The sequence below is a fragment of the Streptomyces sp. NPDC012466 genome (assembly GCF_042955215.1).
Classification (GTDB): Bacteria; Actinomycetota; Actinomycetes; order Streptomycetales; family Streptomycetaceae; genus Streptomyces.
Map to the genome: position 1 here is coordinate 326,768 of NZ_JBIBEQ010000001.1, position 16,398 is coordinate 343,165.

Genomic DNA, 16,398 nt, shown 5'->3' on the forward strand with positions numbered 1-16,398 from the left:
CGCCCCCGCCTGACGCAGAGGAGCAGCCGATGAGCGCCCTCGCGTTGTCCGTCCTGCTGTCCCTCGTCTCCGCGTTCGCCTACGCGGGCGGGGCGATCGTGCAGGAGCGGGTGGCGGAGTCCTCGCCGGGCGAGCAGTACGCGCCGCTGCGCCGGCCGGGCTGGTGGGCGGCGGTCGCGCTGAACGGCCTCGGTGGGCTGCTGCACGTGGTGGCGCTGGCCTACGGTCCGCTGAGCCTGGTGCAGCCGCTGGGCGCGTTGACCATCGTGGTGGCTCTGCCGATGGCGGCGCTGTTCGTCGGCCGCAAGGCCGGTGCCACGGCGTGGCGGGGCGCGATCATGGCGACGGTGGGGCTCGCCGGTCTGCTGTCCCTGGTCGCCGCGTCCGACGCGCGGTCGCTGAGCTCGGCGCAGCGGGTGGCCGTCGCCCTCGTCACCGCGGGCGTGGTCGTGGCGCTGATGATCGCCGCGCGGGCGGCGCACCGGCACCCGGCGGTGCGCAGCATGCTGCTGGCCACCGCATCCGGGATCGCGTTCGGCATGTCCTCGGTGTTCACCAAGACCGTCGCGGTCGACTGGACCGGCGGTGTGTCGGCGGCGGACGTGCCGTCCCTCGCCGTGATCGGTGTCCTGGCCACGGCCGGCATGCTGCTCTCGCAGGCCTCCTACCGGGGCGCCGGCCTCGCGGCCCCGCTGGCCACGCTGACGGTCGTGAACCCGGTGGTGGCGGCCGCGGTCGGCATCACGATGTTCGGGGAAACCTTCCGCTACGGCACGACGGGCACGGCGCTCGCGTTGAGTTGTGCCGTGGTGGCGGCGGGTGGCCTGATCCTGCTGACGACGGAGCGGCTCACACACGGGCAGCCGTCGACCGCGGGTGCCCTGTCGGCAGCGGGGCGTGCGTCGCAGGCCGTGGACGGTGGTTCCGGAGAGCTGCCCGCACCGGCGGGCGGGGCCCCCGAGCACTCGGGCGGTCTGCCCGAGCCGGTGACCGTCGGAGCCGAGGCGCTGCCCGCGGGCCGGCGACCGCTCGTGAAGGACGTGCTCGCGGCGGGGCCGGAGAGGGGGACGGCCACGGCCGTGCTCGTACCTGGGCCGGGGACACCGGCGGTGCTCGTACCGGGGCTGGAGGCGACTGGACTCAAGGCCGGGCCGGAGGCGGCGGAGGCACTGGTGCCGGTACCGGAGGCAGCGGCAGCGGTGCTCGTGCCCGGGCCGGGCGCGGAGGCCGTGGTGCTCGTACCCGGGCCGGAGGCACCGGCGGAGGTACTGGTGCCGGTACCGGAGGCAGCGGTGCTCGTGCCCGGGCCGGGCACAGGGCCCGGGTCAGGGGCAGCGGTGGTGGCGGCGTCCGTGGCGGAGGCCCCGTGCGAGAGCGGGGAGCCGTCGGTGTCGGTCTTCGACGACGAGCGCCCGCTCTCCTACGTGCCCTTCTACGGCATCCCGTACGTACCGCTGCCCATGGTCGACCGGCACCGCGTACGTGTCAGATCCTGACGCCGCCCGCCCGGAGGTACGCCACCGGGTCGACGTCCGAGCCGAACCCGGGCCCCGTCCGCACCTCGAAGTGCAGATGCGGGCCCGAGCTGTTGCCGGTGGAGCCGGAGCGGCCGATGCGCTGGCCGGCGCTCACCGACTGCCCGTCCCGCACGGAGATCGCCGACAGGTGGGCGTACTGGCTGTAGCGGCCGTCGCCGTGCCGGATGACGACCTGGTAGCCGTAGGAGCCGCCCCACCCCGCGCTGACGACGCTGCCCGCCGCGACCGACTTGACGGTCGTGCCCGTGGGGACGGGGAAGTCGACGCCGGTGTGGTAGCCCTTCGACCACGCGGAGCCCGCCTTGCGGTAGGGCGTCCCGAGAGAGGCGCTGACGGGGGCGACGAGTCCCTGCCGGGTGGCCGTGGACCGGTCGGCGCGCTCCCTGTTCTCGTCCTTCGTCCGCTCCTTGGGCCGCTCCTTGGCGCGGTCCTGGGCGGGCTTCTTCGTCGAGGGCTTGGCCGACGGCGCCGGCCGGTGCGCGGGACGCGTCTTCGTGGCGCCCTCGCCGCGCAGCGCGAGGCGCTGGCCGGGCACGATCAGATCGGGGTCGGAGCCGATGGCCGACCGGTTGGCGGCGTACAGGCCCCGCCAGCCGCCCCGTACGTCCTGGTCGTCCGCGATGCCGGAGAGCGTGTCGCCGTGCACCACGGTGTACATCTCGGCGTTGCCCGCCCGGGACTGCGGCGTGGACTGCGGCCGTACGTCCTCGAGCGAGGTCTTCTTGGCGTCCTTCCGCTTCGTGCGCTCGGCGGCCGGCCGGATGTCGGGCTCGCCGCCGCCCCGGGTCAGTCCGGCCCGTACGGAGCAGACCGGCCAGGCGCCCGGGCCCTGCCCGTCGAGCACCTTCTCCGCGACGGCGATCTGCTGGTCCTTGCTCGCCAGGTCCGCGCGGGCCGCGTAGGCCCGGCCGCCGTAGGCCTCCCAGGTGGACTGGGTGAACTGCAGCCCGCCGTAGAAGCCGTTTCCGGTGTTGATGTTCCAGTTGCTGGTGGACTCGCAGGCGGCGACCTTGTTCCAGGTGTCCACGTCCGCCGCCTGGGCGGCGCCGGTGCCCATGAACGGCAGCGCCATACCCGCGCCGCCCGCCGTGACGGTGAGTGAGGCGCGGTTGATCCTGTTCGGCTGATACCGGCGGTGCCGGCCCCGTACGGCCATCGAAAGCCCCCCTGGGCATGCGTCTGGAGGGGCAAAAGTAAGCGCAGCGAACCGGCCAGAACAAGACGGCTATCAGCCGCCCGGGAGTCCAAATGGCCGGTATGAGGCCCCTGTTGCGCGACGTGCGCCCCGGCGGTGCACCGTGTACGGCACGCGGTGCGCGGGTGCGCCGTGCGCGGGGACGCGTACATCGGCTGAGTGCGACGGGGCTCTGTTCCGTATCAGGCTGCGCCACGCCGTGCGACCCGCGCGTGCGGACGCAGTAGCGGCACGTAAGGATGGTCGACGGGGGATGCCCCTGGGCACCACCCACCGGCAGCACCGATACCGAGGTCTTTAGGAGCGAACCGAATGAGCAGTACAGCGCAGATCGGCGTCACGGGTCTCGCGGTCATGGGCCGCAACCTCGCCCGCAACTTCGCCCGCAACGGCTACACGGTGGCGGTGCACAACCGGACGCCCTCGCGCATGCACGCCCTGGTGGAGGAGTTCGGAGGCGAGGGGGAGTTCGTCGCGTGTGAGAGCGCGAAGGACTTCGTGGCGGCGCTGGAGCGGCCCCGCCGGCTGGTCGTGATGGTGAAGGCCGGAGAGCCGACGGACGCGGTGATCCAGGAGTTCGCGCCGCTGCTTGAGCCCGGCGACATGATCATCGACGGTGGCAACGCGCACTTCGCGGACACCCGGCGCCGGGAGCGCGACCTGCGCGAGCAGGGCATCCACTTCGTCGGCATGGGCGTCTCCGGTGGTGAGGAGGGCGCGCTGAACGGGCCGAGCATCATGCCGGGCGGCCCGAAGGAGTCCTACGACTCGCTCGGCCCGATGCTGGAGAAGATCTCGGCGAAGGCGGCCGACGGTTCGCCGTGCGTCTCCCATGTCGGTCCGGACGGTGCCGGGCACTTCGTGAAGATGGTGCACAACGGCATCGAGTACGCGGACATGCAGCTGATCGGCGAGGCGTACCAGCTGCTGCGGGACGTCGCCGGGTACTCCCCCGCCGAGATCGCGGAGATCTTCCGGACCTGGAACCAGGGCCGTCTCGACTCGTACCTGATCGAGATCACGGCCGAGGTGCTGTCGCACGTGGACGCGGAGACGGGCAAGCCGTTCGTGGACGTGGTGGTCGACCAGGCCGAGCAGAAGGGCACCGGCCGCTGGACCGTGCAGATCGCGTTGGACCTGGGCGTTCCGGTGTCCGGCATCGCCGAGGCGGTCTTCGCGCGGTCGCTGTCGGGCCACGCGGAGCTGCGGGAGGCCTCGCGCGGGCTGGCCGGCCCGAAGGCGCAGCCGCTGAGCGAGGCGGAGGCCCGGGCGTTCGCCGACCGGGTGGAGCAGGCGCTGTACGCGTCGAAGATCGTGTCGTACACGCAGGGCTTCCACGAGATCGACGCGGCCCGTGGTGAGTACGGCTGGGACATCGACCTGGGCGCGGTGTCCGCGCTGTGGCGGGGCGGCTGCATCATCCGTGCGGCGTTCCTGGACCGGATCCGCGCCGCGTACGACGCCCGGCCCGACCTGCCGAGCCTGCTGTCGGACGCGACGTTCGCGCGGGAGATCGCGGACGCCCAGGACGACTGGCGCGAGGTGCTGGTCGCCGCGACCCGCCAGGGGGTGCCGACGCCCGGCTTCGCCGCGGCGCTCGCCTACTACGACGCCCTGCGCGCGGAGCGGCTTCCGGCCGCGCTGACGCAGGGGCAGCGGGACTACTTCGGTGCGCACACCTACCGCAGGGTGGACCGCGACGGTTCGTTCCACACGCTGTGGGGCGGGGACCGGTCGGAGACCTCCGCGTAAGCGCTGCCGCCGAGGGCGGTACGCGGGGCGGTGGACGGCAGGTGTGCCGTCCACCGCCCCGTTCGCGTACGGGGGTCTGTCAGGACAGGGGCGGGCCGGGCTCCGGGCTCGGTACGGGGTCCGGTCCCGGGGGGATCGGCGAGGGGTCGGGGCCCGGCACGGGGTCGGGGCCCGGGGGTGCCGGCGGGGTCGGGCCCGGCGGCGGGGTGGGCGCGGGCGGCGGCGGAGTCGGCTCCGGGCCCGGCGGGGGCTGCGGGTTCGGGACGGGGTCGGGGTGCGGCTCCGGGCGCCGGGGGTCCGGTCCCGGTGTCGGGGCCGGCGGCACGGGGTCGGGAATCGGGTTCGTCATCAGGTCCTCCAGCCAGTGGGACGACTCCGGCTCTGGACTACTGCCCCGCCTACCCGGCCCGCCCCTGCGCAGTCACTCCCCCGCAGGACGGGGACGGGACCAGGTGGGGGTAAACGGGGGCCGGGGTGGCGGGAACGGCCGTCAGAAGCGGCCGGGGTGGGCCCTCAGCCAGTCCTTCGCCGCCGCGAGGAGGGCCTGATCGGCCGGCTTCGCCTCGTCCGGATGGCGTTCGGCCCACTTGGTGACGTAGGGGCAGAGAGACGCAACCGCGCGGTCCTCGCGGCCGGCCAGGGCGTAGAGCTCACGGGCGAGTGAACCCGCGATGCCCTGGCCCTCGTGGGCCGGCTCGACGATCGTGTGGACGGGCACGAGCGCGCGCTCGGGGCTGTCGAGCACGAAGTACTCGATGCGGCCGACGACTTCGCCGCCGGACACGGCCTCCAGCCGGCCCGCAGCCCGGTCGTCACGGATCTCCGGGGCACTGGTCTCCCGGTCGCTCATGGACACGCTCCTCGTCTTGCTTCGGTCAGGCCCCGACGGCCTGCGGGCTGCGCTGCTGGTCCGAGCCGGGCACCGGCTCGGACGGGTCGGCGCCCAGGGCCACGATCCGGTTGTCGCGGTCCACGTGCACGACCCGGGGGGTGAGTGCCCGTGCCTCGGCGTCCGTCACCTGCGCGTAGCTGATGATGATCACCAGATCGCCGGGGTGGACGAGATGGGCCGCGGCCCCGTTGATCCCGATCACGCCGGATCCGCGCTCGCCCTCGATGACGTACGTCTCCAGCCGGGCACCGTTGGTGACGTCCACGATGTGCACGAGCTCGCCGGGCAGCAGATCGGCGGCGTCGAGCAGGTCGGCGTCGATGGTCACCGATCCCACGTAGTGCAGGTCGGCCTGGGTGACGGTGGCGCGGTGGATCTTGGACTTGAACAGAGTACGCAGCACTTTGGACTCCTAGAAGACGGCTCCCCGCCGGCTTTCTGCAGGTCAGGGGCGTCGTTCACTGTACATCGGCATGCCTTCGACTCGAAGACTTTTCACAGCATCGTGCACTCAGGTGGCGAGCAGGCTTATCACCTGCGCGGTCTGCGCGAATCAAGCTGCCGCAGAGCCGTCGGACAGGAGCAGGTACGGAGGATTGTCCCGGCCTGATGCTGATCGGATGCCGACTTTCCTGATGACTCAGCGGGCAAGTCGAGGGAACCGGAGCAAGGAGCTACCGAGATTGAACTCGTGGTGTCGTAGGGGCTGATGGCTGGTCGTCTGCTGCGGTATCACGGGGGCATGCGCCTTTCCCTAAGAGGGCGGGTTGCCCCTGAACGCCAGCAATTCCCGGTTCACCCCGAGTGAGGCGCGTGCGGTGATCTCCAGGGCAAGCCGCCACAGCGGGAGAGTTCCCGTGGAAAGGCGGGCATGGAGCCTATGCCGTGGAACGGATTCCATGAACGCTCACACCAGGGATTCCCTCATGGTGAGCCATCCCCAGGTTCCGGCCTCCGGCGAGCTCCAACCTTCCTTGATCAGAAGGCAAGACTCTCACTCATCCCCCAATAACCGCCTTCACCAGAACGCTCCGATCTACCTGCGGCTAGTACTCCGGCCGTAGATCGTGATCTCGATGGTGAGGGGCGTCGAGGCGGCAGGTGTCCAGCGTGGATCATCTCGCCCGAGATCGCCCATGCCGTCGCGGGCGTCGGCTCCTTCTGCGTCTACCCGAGTTCACCGCGACGGAGGGCGTCCCTCATCTCGCTGAGCTTCGCGGTCGTTGCCGGGGTCCGCTCCTGTGCTTGTTCAGCGAGTCGGAGGGCTTCGTCGATCTCGCTGAGTTTCCCGGAGGACAGGACGGCCGCCCGCTCCATCAGGTCGTCCCGGGACACGGTGGTCAGCCACGTGCACGGGGTGAAGCCTGGACTCGGGAACGCGAGCCGCAGCACGCCTTCGAGCGGCAGCCCTTCACCGGCGCCGACCGTCACTTCGATGCCCAGACCGCTGATGTCGAGGCCCGCCGGAGCGACGACCTGCATCGCCTGGAACCCGGACGCGTCGTCTCCTGACAGCAGTACGACCAACCTCCGCTCGTCGAACTGGACCCACCAGACTTCGCCACGTTGCACAAGCCCTCCGATTCACAGGACGGCAGGCAGACGCTGCGCGACCTGACGCGGTGTGGAGACGGGTGCGGCCACCGTTGATCATCGGCGTGTGAAGACAAACGATCATGCGGTGGCCACAGGTCACAGCGTAGACCCTGCCTGCTGGCAGGAGGCGTTCGAGGGCCTGATGAGCCGGATAGCGGGACGCTTCACACGGGTCGAATCCCGACGCCGGGCCCGGAAGTTGGTACTCGGCCTGCTGTCGGACCTCGAGAACGCCCAGGTCGCCGTCTACCTGGTCTACGTCGGCCGCCGCGGGCACGCCGCAGGGGATCGGGAACTCCATGTTCCGGGTTCCTGGACCTCCGATCCCGACCGCTGCCGGGCCGCCGGCCTCGGTGACGATACGGAGTGCGCGACCAAGCCGGAGCTGGCCGCTCGCATGGTCACCCGATTCCTCGACGCCGGCCATCGCGCCGCCTGGGTCGCGGGAGACGAGGTCTACGGCGGCACCCCGAGCCTGCGCACCGCGCTGGAGGAACGCGGCACCGGCTACGTCCTCGCGGTGGCCTGCTCGCACGAAGTCACCCCAGGCGCCGGGAGGTTTCGCGCCGACATGTCGGCCAGGAAGGTGCCCAAGAGGGCCGGCAGAAGTTGTCCGCAGGGACCGGAGCCGAGGGCCACCGCTTCTACGACTGGGACCCGGCGTCAAGCCGCTCAAGCATGAAGATCACGATCTACGGCTGTAGCACTAGGGATACAGGCCATTCAGACCAACCGCGCACGACTCGCTGTTCGTCACCAGGCATCGCGAAAGTGTCCAGAACCAGCCCATACGCCTCCCCCGCCGCACTCCACCCGAGGGCTCAGCTCATCGGGACCTGCCCATGCCGCATGGGCGCCCGGTACGCCACGGCGCTGGAAGCCATGACGCGATCCTGCGACCCGTAGCGGGAGGCGGCGAAGTCGACGTGGGCCGCCCTCGCCAAGGCGACCGACCGGCGGCGACGGCATGCCCCGTCCGCCGTGCCCGAGCCGGCCGAAGGTGACGTCGCGCCGCTGAGCACCTTCACGAAGGCGTTCGGTCGCTTCCGGGTCGAACAGGCACCGACAGGGCTCTCGTACCGGAAAACCTGCGGCTCAGGTGCGCTCTCGCAGATAATTTTGCGGTCATCCATTGACCGGGGCCGAGGCGCCCGGATAGAAAGATCACGACCAGGATCGCGATCGCGAGTCCGGTCCATACAGCTCTGCCTCGGGGGATTTCGCTTTGCCGCACACAGATGCACTTCGTCCTGCCCGCGTCCTTGTGGTCGAACCCGCCTCCTCCGGAGGCGCCACCCTGATCGGCGTCGCGGCCGAGATGGGACTGCGGGTCGTCGTCGCCACCGCCGACTCCGGCGACCGCCGGCTCTCCGACGCCGTGCGCGCGGCGGCCGATTCGGTGCTGACGGTGGAGACGAACGACCAGGCCGCCCTCGAAGCGGCCGTGCTCGAACTGCACCGGGCCGAGCCGTTCGAGGCGGTACTGCCGGGCTCCGACATCTATGTGACGGCCACCGCGCGCGTCGCCGCGGCACTGGACCTGCCCGGCCTGCCCGTGGCGACCGTCGACCGGGTCCGGGACAAGAGCGTCATGCGAGCCGCCGTGGCGGAGGCCGGGCTGCGCACCCCGCGCTTCGCCCAGGCGACCACCGACGCCGAACTGCGCGCCGCGGCCGAGCGGGTCGGCTTCCCCTGCGTGCTGAAGCCGGTCGCCTGCTCCGGCAGCATCCACGTCAGCCGCGCCGACGACCTCGACCAGCTCACCGCCGCGTTCCAGCGGCTCGTGACCGACCCGGAACCCGACATGGGCAAGCTGCACGAGCACCGGGTGCTCGTCGAAGAGTACGTCCAGGGCCCCGAGTTCAGCGCCGACGGCTATGTCCTGGAGAGCGGCGAGGTCACCGTCGTCGCCCTCAGCCGCACGCTGCTCGGCCCCGAGCCCGACTTCGTGGAGCTGGGCCACCTCACCCCGGCGCTCGTCGACGACGCCACCCTGAAGAACGTCGAGGCGTACGTCGGCGACGTCGTCCGCGCCGTCGGCATCACCAGCGGCCCCTTCCACTGCGAACTGCGCCTGACCGCCGACGGTCCGGTGCTCATCGAGATCGGCGCCCGGCTGCCGGGCGACCGGATCGTGGAGCTGCTGCGGCTCGTGACCGGCGTCAGCCTGCCCAGGGTGGCAGTCGCCACCGCGCTCGGCATCGGCCTGGAGGCAGCCGGCGCCTTCGCGCGGCCGCAGGCCGAGAGCGCCGGCATCCGCTTCTTCTCCGCCGCGGGCCGCTCCTCGTACCGGGAGCTCACCGGGTGGCCGGAGCTGGAGGCACTGCCGGAAGTCACGGAGACCGCCCTGTATTTCGCGCCGGGCGAGACCATCCCGGGCGTCGAGGACTGCCGCTCGCGCCTCGGCCACGCCCTGTTCACCGCCGACTCGCCGCAGGGCGCCCTGGACCGCTGGCAGGCGCTCGGCGACCTCGTCGTCCCGGCCTGACTCGGCGGTTCCCACCATGAACGCACACATACTCGACTACGCGGCCGTCGGCATCGGCCCCGCGAACATGAGCCTCGCCGCGCTCGCGCATCCGGTCGAAGGGCTGCGCGGCGCCCACCTGGAACGCCGTGAGAGTTTCTCCTGGCACCCCGGACTGCTGCTGCCCGAGGCCACCCTCCAGGTCTCGCTGCTCAAGGACCTGGTGACGCTGGTCGATCCGACCAGTCCCTTCTCGTTCCTGTCGTTCCTGGCGAGTGAGGGCCGGCTCTACCGGTTCCTGGCCGCGGACTTCCCGGCCGTCCTGCGCGCCGAGTTCAACCAGTACCTCCAGTGGGTCGCCGGGCGGCTGCCGAGCCTGACGTTCGGGGCGGACGTACACAGCGTGGACTTCCGCGACGGGGCTTTCCGTCTCCGCACCGACGAGCATGAAGTGACGGCACGTCACCTCGTGCTCGGCACCGGGCTCACCCCGTCCGTCCCCGAGCCGTTCCGTTCCTTACTCGGCCCCACCGTCTTCCACTCCGGGGAGTTCCTGCTGCGGGCCCCCGAGGTGACCGGCAAGCGGGTCGTCGTGGTCGGCGGCGGCCAGAGCGGCGCGGAGATCGTGCGCCACCTGGCGGCCGGCGCGGCCCCCGAGAGCATCACCTGGGTCAGCCGGCGCTCGTCGTTCCTGCCGATGGACGACTCGCCGTTCGCCAACGACCTCTACACGCCCGACTACGTACGCCGCTTCCACGCGCTGCCCTCCGACCACAAGGCCCGACTCCTGGAGCGGCAGAGGTACACCAGTGACGGCATCGACCTCCAAGTCCTCCAGGACATCTACCGGTTGAGCTACCGCGACGAGTTCATCGAGAACGACCCCGGCAGGCTGCGCTTCCTGGCGGACTGCGCGGTCACCGCGATCGAGGGTGACCCCGACGAATGGAAGCTCGTCGTCGAGTCCTCGGGCCCGGACGACGCACCCGCTGTGCTCTCGGCCGACATCGTGATCCTGAGCACCGGATACGCCTACGCGCTGCCGGACTTCATGGCTCCGCTGGACGCTCGGCTGCGGCGGGACAGCGGGATGCTCGTCGTCGGCGACGACTTCTCGGTCGCATGGGACGGGCCTGCGGAGAACCGGATCTACCTCCAGAACGGCGCCCGGCACTCCTGGGGCGTCGCCGATCCCAATCTCAGCCTGCTCGCCTGGCGCAGCGCGGTCATCCTCAACAGCCTGCTCGGTGAAACGAGGTATCCCGTATGACCGGTCGTCAGGTTTCGAAGTTCCAGGCCGAGGCGGTCGGCGTCCTGGTCCCCTTCGCCCCGACCGAGGTGGAACCCGACGGAGTGACCGTCGCCGAGGCGGACTTCGCGCGTTCGGTCTTCCCCCGCGTGCCGTTCAAGGCGGCCCGCTTCACCGTGCCGCCGGACGGGACCAGCTCGCCCGACCGGCACGCGGTCCAGGAGATCTGGGTGGTCCACGCCGGATCCGGCACCCTGGAGGTGGACGGCGAACGGTCGCTCGTCGGGCCCGGCTCCATGGTGGGCTTCGCCTCGCAGGCCGTCCACGAGATCTTCGCCGACCAGGGCGAGGAACTGGTGATCTACTCCTTCTGGTGGTCGGCGCCCGATGAGTGAGCGCACCACCGGGACCGGTGAGGCGCCCCACTACGACCTCGCCGTCGTCGGCGCGGGCGTGGTCGGCGCCCTCGCCGCGTACTACGCCGTGCGCCGGGACCCGGGCCGCCGCGTCGCCGTGATCACGCACGCCGGACGGGGGACGGGCGCGACCCGTCTCTCGGCCGGGTTCGACACGCCCACGGGGCACAACCCGGCCCAGCGCGCCCTGGCCGCCCGCAGCACCGCGCTCTTCGACGAGCTCGCCGCCGGACTCGGTGACGCCGGACGCACGCCGGTCGACGTCCGCTGGCTGGTGGCGCGCGAGAACACGGCCGCCCTCGACGCGACCATGGCCGACGGCGGCCGTACCCGCCCGGTCACCAGGGAGCAGCGGGCCCTGCTCGACCGGACGTTCCCCGGGCTCGCCCACGACGACGACCAACTCCTTCTGGCCACCCCTCCCATGACGGCAGGTCAGCCCCAGTGGCTCACCGACCGGCTTCTCGACGAGGTCCTCGGCCGCCCGGACAACACCCTCCTGGAGGGCTTCCGGGTGACCGAAGTGCGCCGTACGGGCGGGCGCGTCGAACTGGTCGCCGCCGACGGCAGCCGGATCACCGCCACGAAAACGGTCCTCGCACCCGGCCCCTGGGTCCTCGACGGCCCGGTGGCGGCGGCGGCCCGCGAGTGCGGGGCCCGGGTCAAGAAGGTGGTGGCGTTCCACATCATGACGCCGCCGCCGCCGGGCGCCCCGGCACTCGTCCTGGAGGACGCCGACGCCTTCCTGCTGCCCCACCGCCCCGGCGGCCACTGGATCTTCAGCATCACCTCGCCGGACTGGGACCGCGGCCCCGACGAACCGCTCGTCATCGACGCCCGCGACCGGGAACTCGCCCGAGCCCTGCTCGCCCGGCACGTACCGGGATTCCTGCCGCACCTGCTCGGCGGCCGGGTCTTCAGCGACTGCTTCACCCCCGGCCATCTGCCGGTCGTGGACACGGTCGGCGGCGACGACGTGGTCATGGCCATCGGCGGCTCCGGCTCCGGTTACCGACTCGCCCCGGCCATGGCCGAGGGCGCACTGAACCTGCTCGACGGGAGACCGCGGACATGAGCCTGCTGACCGGGGACACGCACACCCCCCGGCACTACCTCCTGGTGCCGCCCGAGGCCACGCCCAACGGCCCCCTGCACCTCGGCCACATCGGCGGCCCCTTCCTGTGGTCGGACATGATCGCGCGGCATCTGCGGGTCCGCGGCGACCTGCCGTTGGTGATCACGGGCAGCGATGTGTACGAGTCGTACGTGGCGCTCAAGGCGCACGCCGAGCACTCCACGCCCGGCGAGGTCGCCGCCCGCTACGGACAGCGCATCCAGGACGACTTGGCCGCGCTGCGCATCGGCGTCGACGCGTTCATCGTCCCCGATCAGCAGCCCTGGCGGGAGCAGTTCGAGCAGGAGGTCGCCGCCTCGATCGAGCGGCTGACGGCCCGGGGCGCGGTGCTGACGCGCACCGAGCGCGTGCCCCACTGCGCGGCGTCGGACCGCTGGGTGGTGGGCGGCTGGCTCCAGGGCCGCTGCCCCGAGTGCGGTGCGGGCATCGCCAGTTACTTCTGCGAGGAGTGCAGTGCGCACTTCCTGCCCGAGTCGGTCGTCGAGCCACGCCCCCTGCTCGACGAGGGGCCGCTGATCTGGCGGGAGATCTCCAGCCTCTTCCTGCGGCTGCCGGACCGCGACCTCCTGGACAGCACGCTCGTGGACCTGGGCGTCGCCGACCGCTACCGGGCGACCGTGGCGCGCTTCCTGGAGCGCGACGGCCTGACCGTGCGGCTGAGCGCCCCGCAGACGTGGGGGGTTCCGCTGCCCGGACCCGAGGCGGACGTGCCGCGCGCCCTCTTCCCGTACGCCGGGATCTTCATGTTCGCCCGCCTCGCCGGCGCCGTCCACGGCCGGCTCTCCGGCACCGGCGTGAACGCCTTCGACCCGGACTCCGGGGTCACCACCATCACCACCCTGGGGATCGACAACGTGATCCCCACCCTGGTCTCGATCGTCGGCACCAGCCTGCTGCACGGCGACATGAAGCCGTACGACCGGTGCCTGATCAACCACTTCTACCGGCTGGCCGGGCGGAAGTTCTCCACCAGCGCCCGGCACGCCATCTGGGCGGCGGACATCGCCGCGTCGCCCGCCATCGGCGTGGACACCGTCCGGTACCACCTCGCCGGGGCCGATCTGGAGTCCGGGGCGACGAGCTTCGAGACGGCGGACTTCCTTCGGACCGCGAACGCCACGCTCGCCGACGGCCTCGGCAAGCGGATCGACGCCGCCTGGAGCCGGCTGCCCGAGGGGCCGCCGCAGGCGCCCGCCCCGGCCGTCGCCGACCTCCTGGAATCCCTGCTCGCCGAGCACTCCGCGGCACTCGACGCCACCCGTGTCTCGACCCGGCGCGCGGTCGCGGCACTCGACCGCTGGTGCGCCGACGACGCGGTCGCCCACGCGGCCGAGGACGGCGCCTACTGGTGGCTCAAGGGCCTGTCCCTGCTGGCGTTCCCGGTGATGCCGGACCTCGCCGAGCTCGTCTGGCAGCGCCTCGGCGGCGCCGGAGAGCCTCGCGCGGCGGCCTTCCTCGCCAGGACCCCGGCCCACCGGGACCGGCCCGCGCCCGGCTTCGGCCGGGTGAGCGCCGCCGATCTCGACGCCTGCCTGCCCGACACCCTTCGACCGGGAGCGGACGCGTGACCGACCGGACCGCCCCGCTGTACGTCGTCCTCAACCGCTCCGGCGACGAGTTCGGCGAATACCACCGTTTCCTCGACGGCCATCCCTGCCGGACGGTGTACCTCACCACGCCCGGCGGGCTGCCCGCGCTCGACCAGGACGGGGCCACCGAGGTCCATGTGCGCGACAGCCTCGCCCACGACGACCTGCTGCCCCTCGTACGGGAGATCGCGGAACGGCACGGCACGCCCGAGGCCGTCTTCGGCCAGTCCGAGTACGACATCCTGACGGCCGCCCGGCTCTCGGCCGCACTCGGCGTCCCCGGCGGCTACGGTCTCGACCTCGTCGAGCGGTTCAAGGACAAGCCCGCCATGAAGAGCGCGGTGGGCGCGGCCGGACTGCGGGTTCCCCGGTTCCGGAGCCTCGACGACGCCCCCTCGACGGAGGCGGTCGTCGACGCCCTCGGCTCTCTGCCCTTGGTCCTCAAGCCGCGCGCCGCGGCGGGCTCCCAGGGAGTCACGGTCGTCCGCAGCGCCGGCGAACTGCGCGACGCGCTGGGGGGCGTCGACCCCGCGGCGTACGAGTGCGAGGAGTACGTCGAGGGGGACATCTTCCACGTCGACGGCGTCCGCCGCTCCAGCCGCCTGCACTTCGTCACCGCTTCCCAGTACGTCCACACCTGCCTGGACTACGCACACGGCCGCCCGCTCGGCTCGGTCCTGCTCGACCCGGGCCTCGAGCGCGACGAGCTCACCACGTTCGCCGACCGCTGTCTGCGGGCGCTCGGGCTGCGCGACGGCGCGTTCCACCTGGAGGCGATCCGGCGTCCGGGCGGCGAGCTGGTGTTCCTGGAGGTCGGGCTGCGGCCGGGTGGCGCGCAGGTGCCGTTCCTGCACGTCGACCTCTACGGCATCGACCTGTTCGCCGAGGCGTTCCGGGCGGCCCTCGGCCTGCCCCCGCTGTGGCAGCCGTCCGAACCGGTCGGGCCCCGGGCCGGCGGCTGGCTCATCTACCCCGCTCCGCGCGAGCTGCCCGGACGGGTCGTCGCACGCACCTCGCCCAGGTCGGCCGTCCCCGAGGTCTACCACGAGGAACTGCCCGCGATCGGCCAGATCATGACCGGGCCCGGCAGTTATGACGAGGGCTGCGGGATCTTCCGGTTCCGGGGACGGAACGCCGCCGCGGTGCGCGCCGCCGTGCACACCGCGATGGAGGTGTACGGGCTGCGGACCGAGCGGGCCGAGGGAACTGAGGGAGCTGAGCCGCATGGCTGAGGCACGCCGGTACGCCGCCGTGCTGCGCGCCTGGTTCCGGGAGACCCTTCCGGCCGCCGGGAACGCGCGCAGGCTCGGCGTCCTCACACTCATCCAGTCCCTGGGGCTCGGGGTGTTCCTCACCTCCAGCGCCGTGTTCTTCACCCGGACCATCGGCATCCCCGCCCAGCGCGTGGGCCTCGCCCTGTCGGTCGCCGGGCTCTGCGGTCTGGTCTGCACCGTGCCCATCGGCCGACTCGCGGACCGGCTCGGCGCGGGCCGGGTGCTCACCGTCAACTTCCTGCTCGCGGCCGTCGGCTTCACCGCGTACTGCCTGGTGGACGGCTTCGCCGCGTTCCTCGCGGTCGCCTGCGCCATCGCGGTCCTGGAGACCTCGGCGGGCGCGCTCCAGGCGTCGCTCACCGACGCGCTGGTGGGCGAGGCGGAGCGGGTCAGGGTGAGCGCGCAGATGCGCAGCCTGTTCAACCTGGGTTTCCTCGGCGGCGCCGCGCTGGCCGGAGCTGCCATCGCGGCCGGCACCTCGACCGCCCTGTACGCCACGGTCCTCGCCAACGCCGCCCTCCAGTTGGTCTCCGTCGCCGTGCTGCTCGGAATGCGGCTGCCCGCGGGCGCCGGGCCCCGGGCCGCCGCCGAGGTGCCGGGCGGGGTGCTGCGCAGCGCCGCGCTGCGGGACGTGCGCTATGTGGCGGTCGCGCTGGTGTGCGGCGCTCTGGAGCTGTACCACCCGCTGCTGACGGTCGGTCTGCCGCTGTGGATCGTCACCGGCACCGACGCGCCCGCGCTGCTGGTGTCGGGGCTGCTGATCGTGGACACCGTCCTGGTGCTGTTGTTCCAGGTCGCGGTCAGCAGGGGCGCGCGTACCCCGGCGGGAGCGGCACGTATGCTGCGCTGGGCGGGGTGGGCGCTGGGGGCGTCCTGCCTGGTCTTCGCGGTGAGCGGGGGGCACGGCGCGCTCCTGGACAGCGCGGCCCTGCTGGGCGGTGCGCTGGTGCTCGTCCTCGGCGAGCTGTACCAGGCGTCGGCGAGCTGGGGCCTGTCCTTCGGGCTCGCCCCGGCGGGCCGGCAGGGGGAGTACCAGGCGGTGTTCTCCCTGGGGCGCGGGTTCCAGCAGTTCGCCGGGCCGTGGCTGATGACCTCCCTGGTCGTCGGTGCGGCGGGGACCGGCTGGCTGGTCCTCGCGGCGCTCTTCGCCCTGCTCGGGCTCGCCGCGCCGCCGTTGGTGCGCGGCCTGGAGAAGGCCCGCGCGCGGACGGAGCCGGCGCCGGCCTGAGCGGACCGGCCGGCGCCCGTCCGGACCACATGTGTCACACCCGTCCGACCGAAACAAGTAGGCGAGC

The 16,398-nt window shown here is 72.4% G+C and carries 14 protein-coding genes; 10 read left to right on the forward strand and 4 right to left on the reverse strand.

What is annotated here, in order from left to right; translation table 11 throughout:
- The first annotated feature begins 29 nt into the window (after window positions 1-29).
- Window positions 30-1,496: a DMT family transporter gene (locus tag ACFY9E_RS01550; protein ID WP_390978251.1), complete on the forward strand. Its 1,467-nt coding sequence runs from the start codon at window positions 30-32 to the stop codon at window positions 1,494-1,496.
- Here the strand turns inward: ACFY9E_RS01550 and ACFY9E_RS01555 are convergent.
- A complete protein-coding gene (locus ACFY9E_RS01555; protein WP_390978253.1) occupies window positions 1,486-2,694 on the reverse strand; it encodes a transglycosylase family protein in 1,209 nt (402 codons plus the stop codon). The two genes, ACFY9E_RS01550 and ACFY9E_RS01555, sit on opposite strands and share 11 nt — an antisense overlap.
- A 351-nt stretch (window positions 2,695-3,045) precedes the next feature.
- Here ACFY9E_RS01555 and gndA point away from each other — a divergent pair, with 351 nt between their 5' ends.
- A complete protein-coding gene (gene gndA, locus ACFY9E_RS01560; RefSeq protein WP_390978255.1) occupies window positions 3,046-4,485 on the forward strand; it encodes an NADP-dependent phosphogluconate dehydrogenase in 1,440 nt (479 codons plus the stop codon).
- 490 nt (window positions 4,486-4,975) lie between these two features.
- Here the strand turns inward: gndA and ACFY9E_RS01565 are convergent, their stop codons facing one another.
- From ACFY9E_RS01565 to ACFY9E_RS01575, 3 genes are all read right to left on the reverse strand, one after another.
- Window positions 4,976-5,335 carry a GNAT family N-acetyltransferase gene (locus tag ACFY9E_RS01565; RefSeq protein WP_390978257.1) on the reverse strand — a complete coding sequence of 120 codons (360 nt, stop codon included), beginning with the start codon at window positions 5,333-5,335 and terminating at the stop codon, window positions 4,976-4,978.
- Between the two features lie 25 nt (window positions 5,336-5,360).
- Window positions 5,361-5,780, reverse strand: coding sequence for an aspartate 1-decarboxylase (gene panD / locus ACFY9E_RS01570; RefSeq protein ID WP_390978259.1), 420 nt, complete (start codon window positions 5,778-5,780; stop codon window positions 5,361-5,363).
- Between the two features lie 764 nt (window positions 5,781-6,544).
- A complete protein-coding gene (locus tag ACFY9E_RS01575; protein WP_390978261.1) occupies window positions 6,545-6,949 on the reverse strand; it encodes a type II toxin-antitoxin system PemK/MazF family toxin in 405 nt (134 codons plus the stop codon).
- A 109-nt stretch (window positions 6,950-7,058) separates the two neighbouring features.
- Here ACFY9E_RS01575 and ACFY9E_RS01580 point away from each other — a divergent pair, with 109 nt between their 5' ends.
- The 8 genes from ACFY9E_RS01580 (at window position 7,059) to ACFY9E_RS01615 (ending at window position 16,331) form a co-directional block, all read left to right on the forward strand.
- Entirely contained in the window at window positions 7,059-7,655 is a 597-nt protein-coding gene (locus ACFY9E_RS01580) for a transposase (protein ID WP_390978263.1), read from the forward strand.
- 582 nt (window positions 7,656-8,237) lie between these two features.
- The gene (locus ACFY9E_RS01585; protein ID WP_390978265.1) at window positions 8,238-9,461 is read left to right on the forward strand and encodes an ATP-grasp domain-containing protein; all 1,224 of its coding nucleotides are present in this window, start codon (window positions 8,238-8,240) and stop codon (window positions 9,459-9,461) included.
- Between the two features lie 16 nt (window positions 9,462-9,477).
- On the forward strand, window positions 9,478-10,710 hold the full coding sequence (locus ACFY9E_RS01590; RefSeq protein ID WP_390978267.1) for a SidA/IucD/PvdA family monooxygenase: 1,233 nt from the start codon (window positions 9,478-9,480) through the stop codon (window positions 10,708-10,710).
- Window positions 10,707-11,084: a cupin domain-containing protein gene (locus ACFY9E_RS01595; protein ID WP_390978269.1), complete on the forward strand. Its 378-nt coding sequence runs from the start codon at window positions 10,707-10,709 to the stop codon at window positions 11,082-11,084. Before ACFY9E_RS01590 ends, ACFY9E_RS01595 begins: the two co-directional genes overlap by 4 nt.
- A complete protein-coding gene (locus tag ACFY9E_RS01600) occupies window positions 11,077-12,180 on the forward strand; it encodes an FAD-dependent oxidoreductase (RefSeq protein WP_390978271.1) in 1,104 nt (367 codons plus the stop codon). The genes ACFY9E_RS01595 and ACFY9E_RS01600 overlap by 8 nt, the downstream gene beginning before the upstream one ends.
- A complete protein-coding gene (locus ACFY9E_RS01605) occupies window positions 12,177-13,808 on the forward strand; it encodes a class I tRNA ligase family protein (protein WP_390978273.1) in 1,632 nt (543 codons plus the stop codon). Before ACFY9E_RS01600 ends, ACFY9E_RS01605 begins: the two co-directional genes overlap by 4 nt.
- Window positions 13,805-15,061 (forward strand): acetyl-CoA carboxylase biotin carboxylase subunit family protein, encoded by a 1,257-nt coding sequence (locus ACFY9E_RS01610; protein WP_390978275.1) that lies wholly within the window; start codon window positions 13,805-13,807, stop codon window positions 15,059-15,061. The genes ACFY9E_RS01605 and ACFY9E_RS01610 overlap by 4 nt, the downstream gene beginning before the upstream one ends.
- Window positions 15,054-16,331, forward strand: a complete 1,278-nt coding sequence (locus tag ACFY9E_RS01615; protein WP_390978277.1) for an MFS transporter — start codon at window positions 15,054-15,056, stop codon at window positions 16,329-16,331. Before ACFY9E_RS01610 ends, ACFY9E_RS01615 begins: the two co-directional genes overlap by 8 nt.
- The last annotated feature ends 67 nt before the right edge of the window (window positions 16,332-16,398 follow it).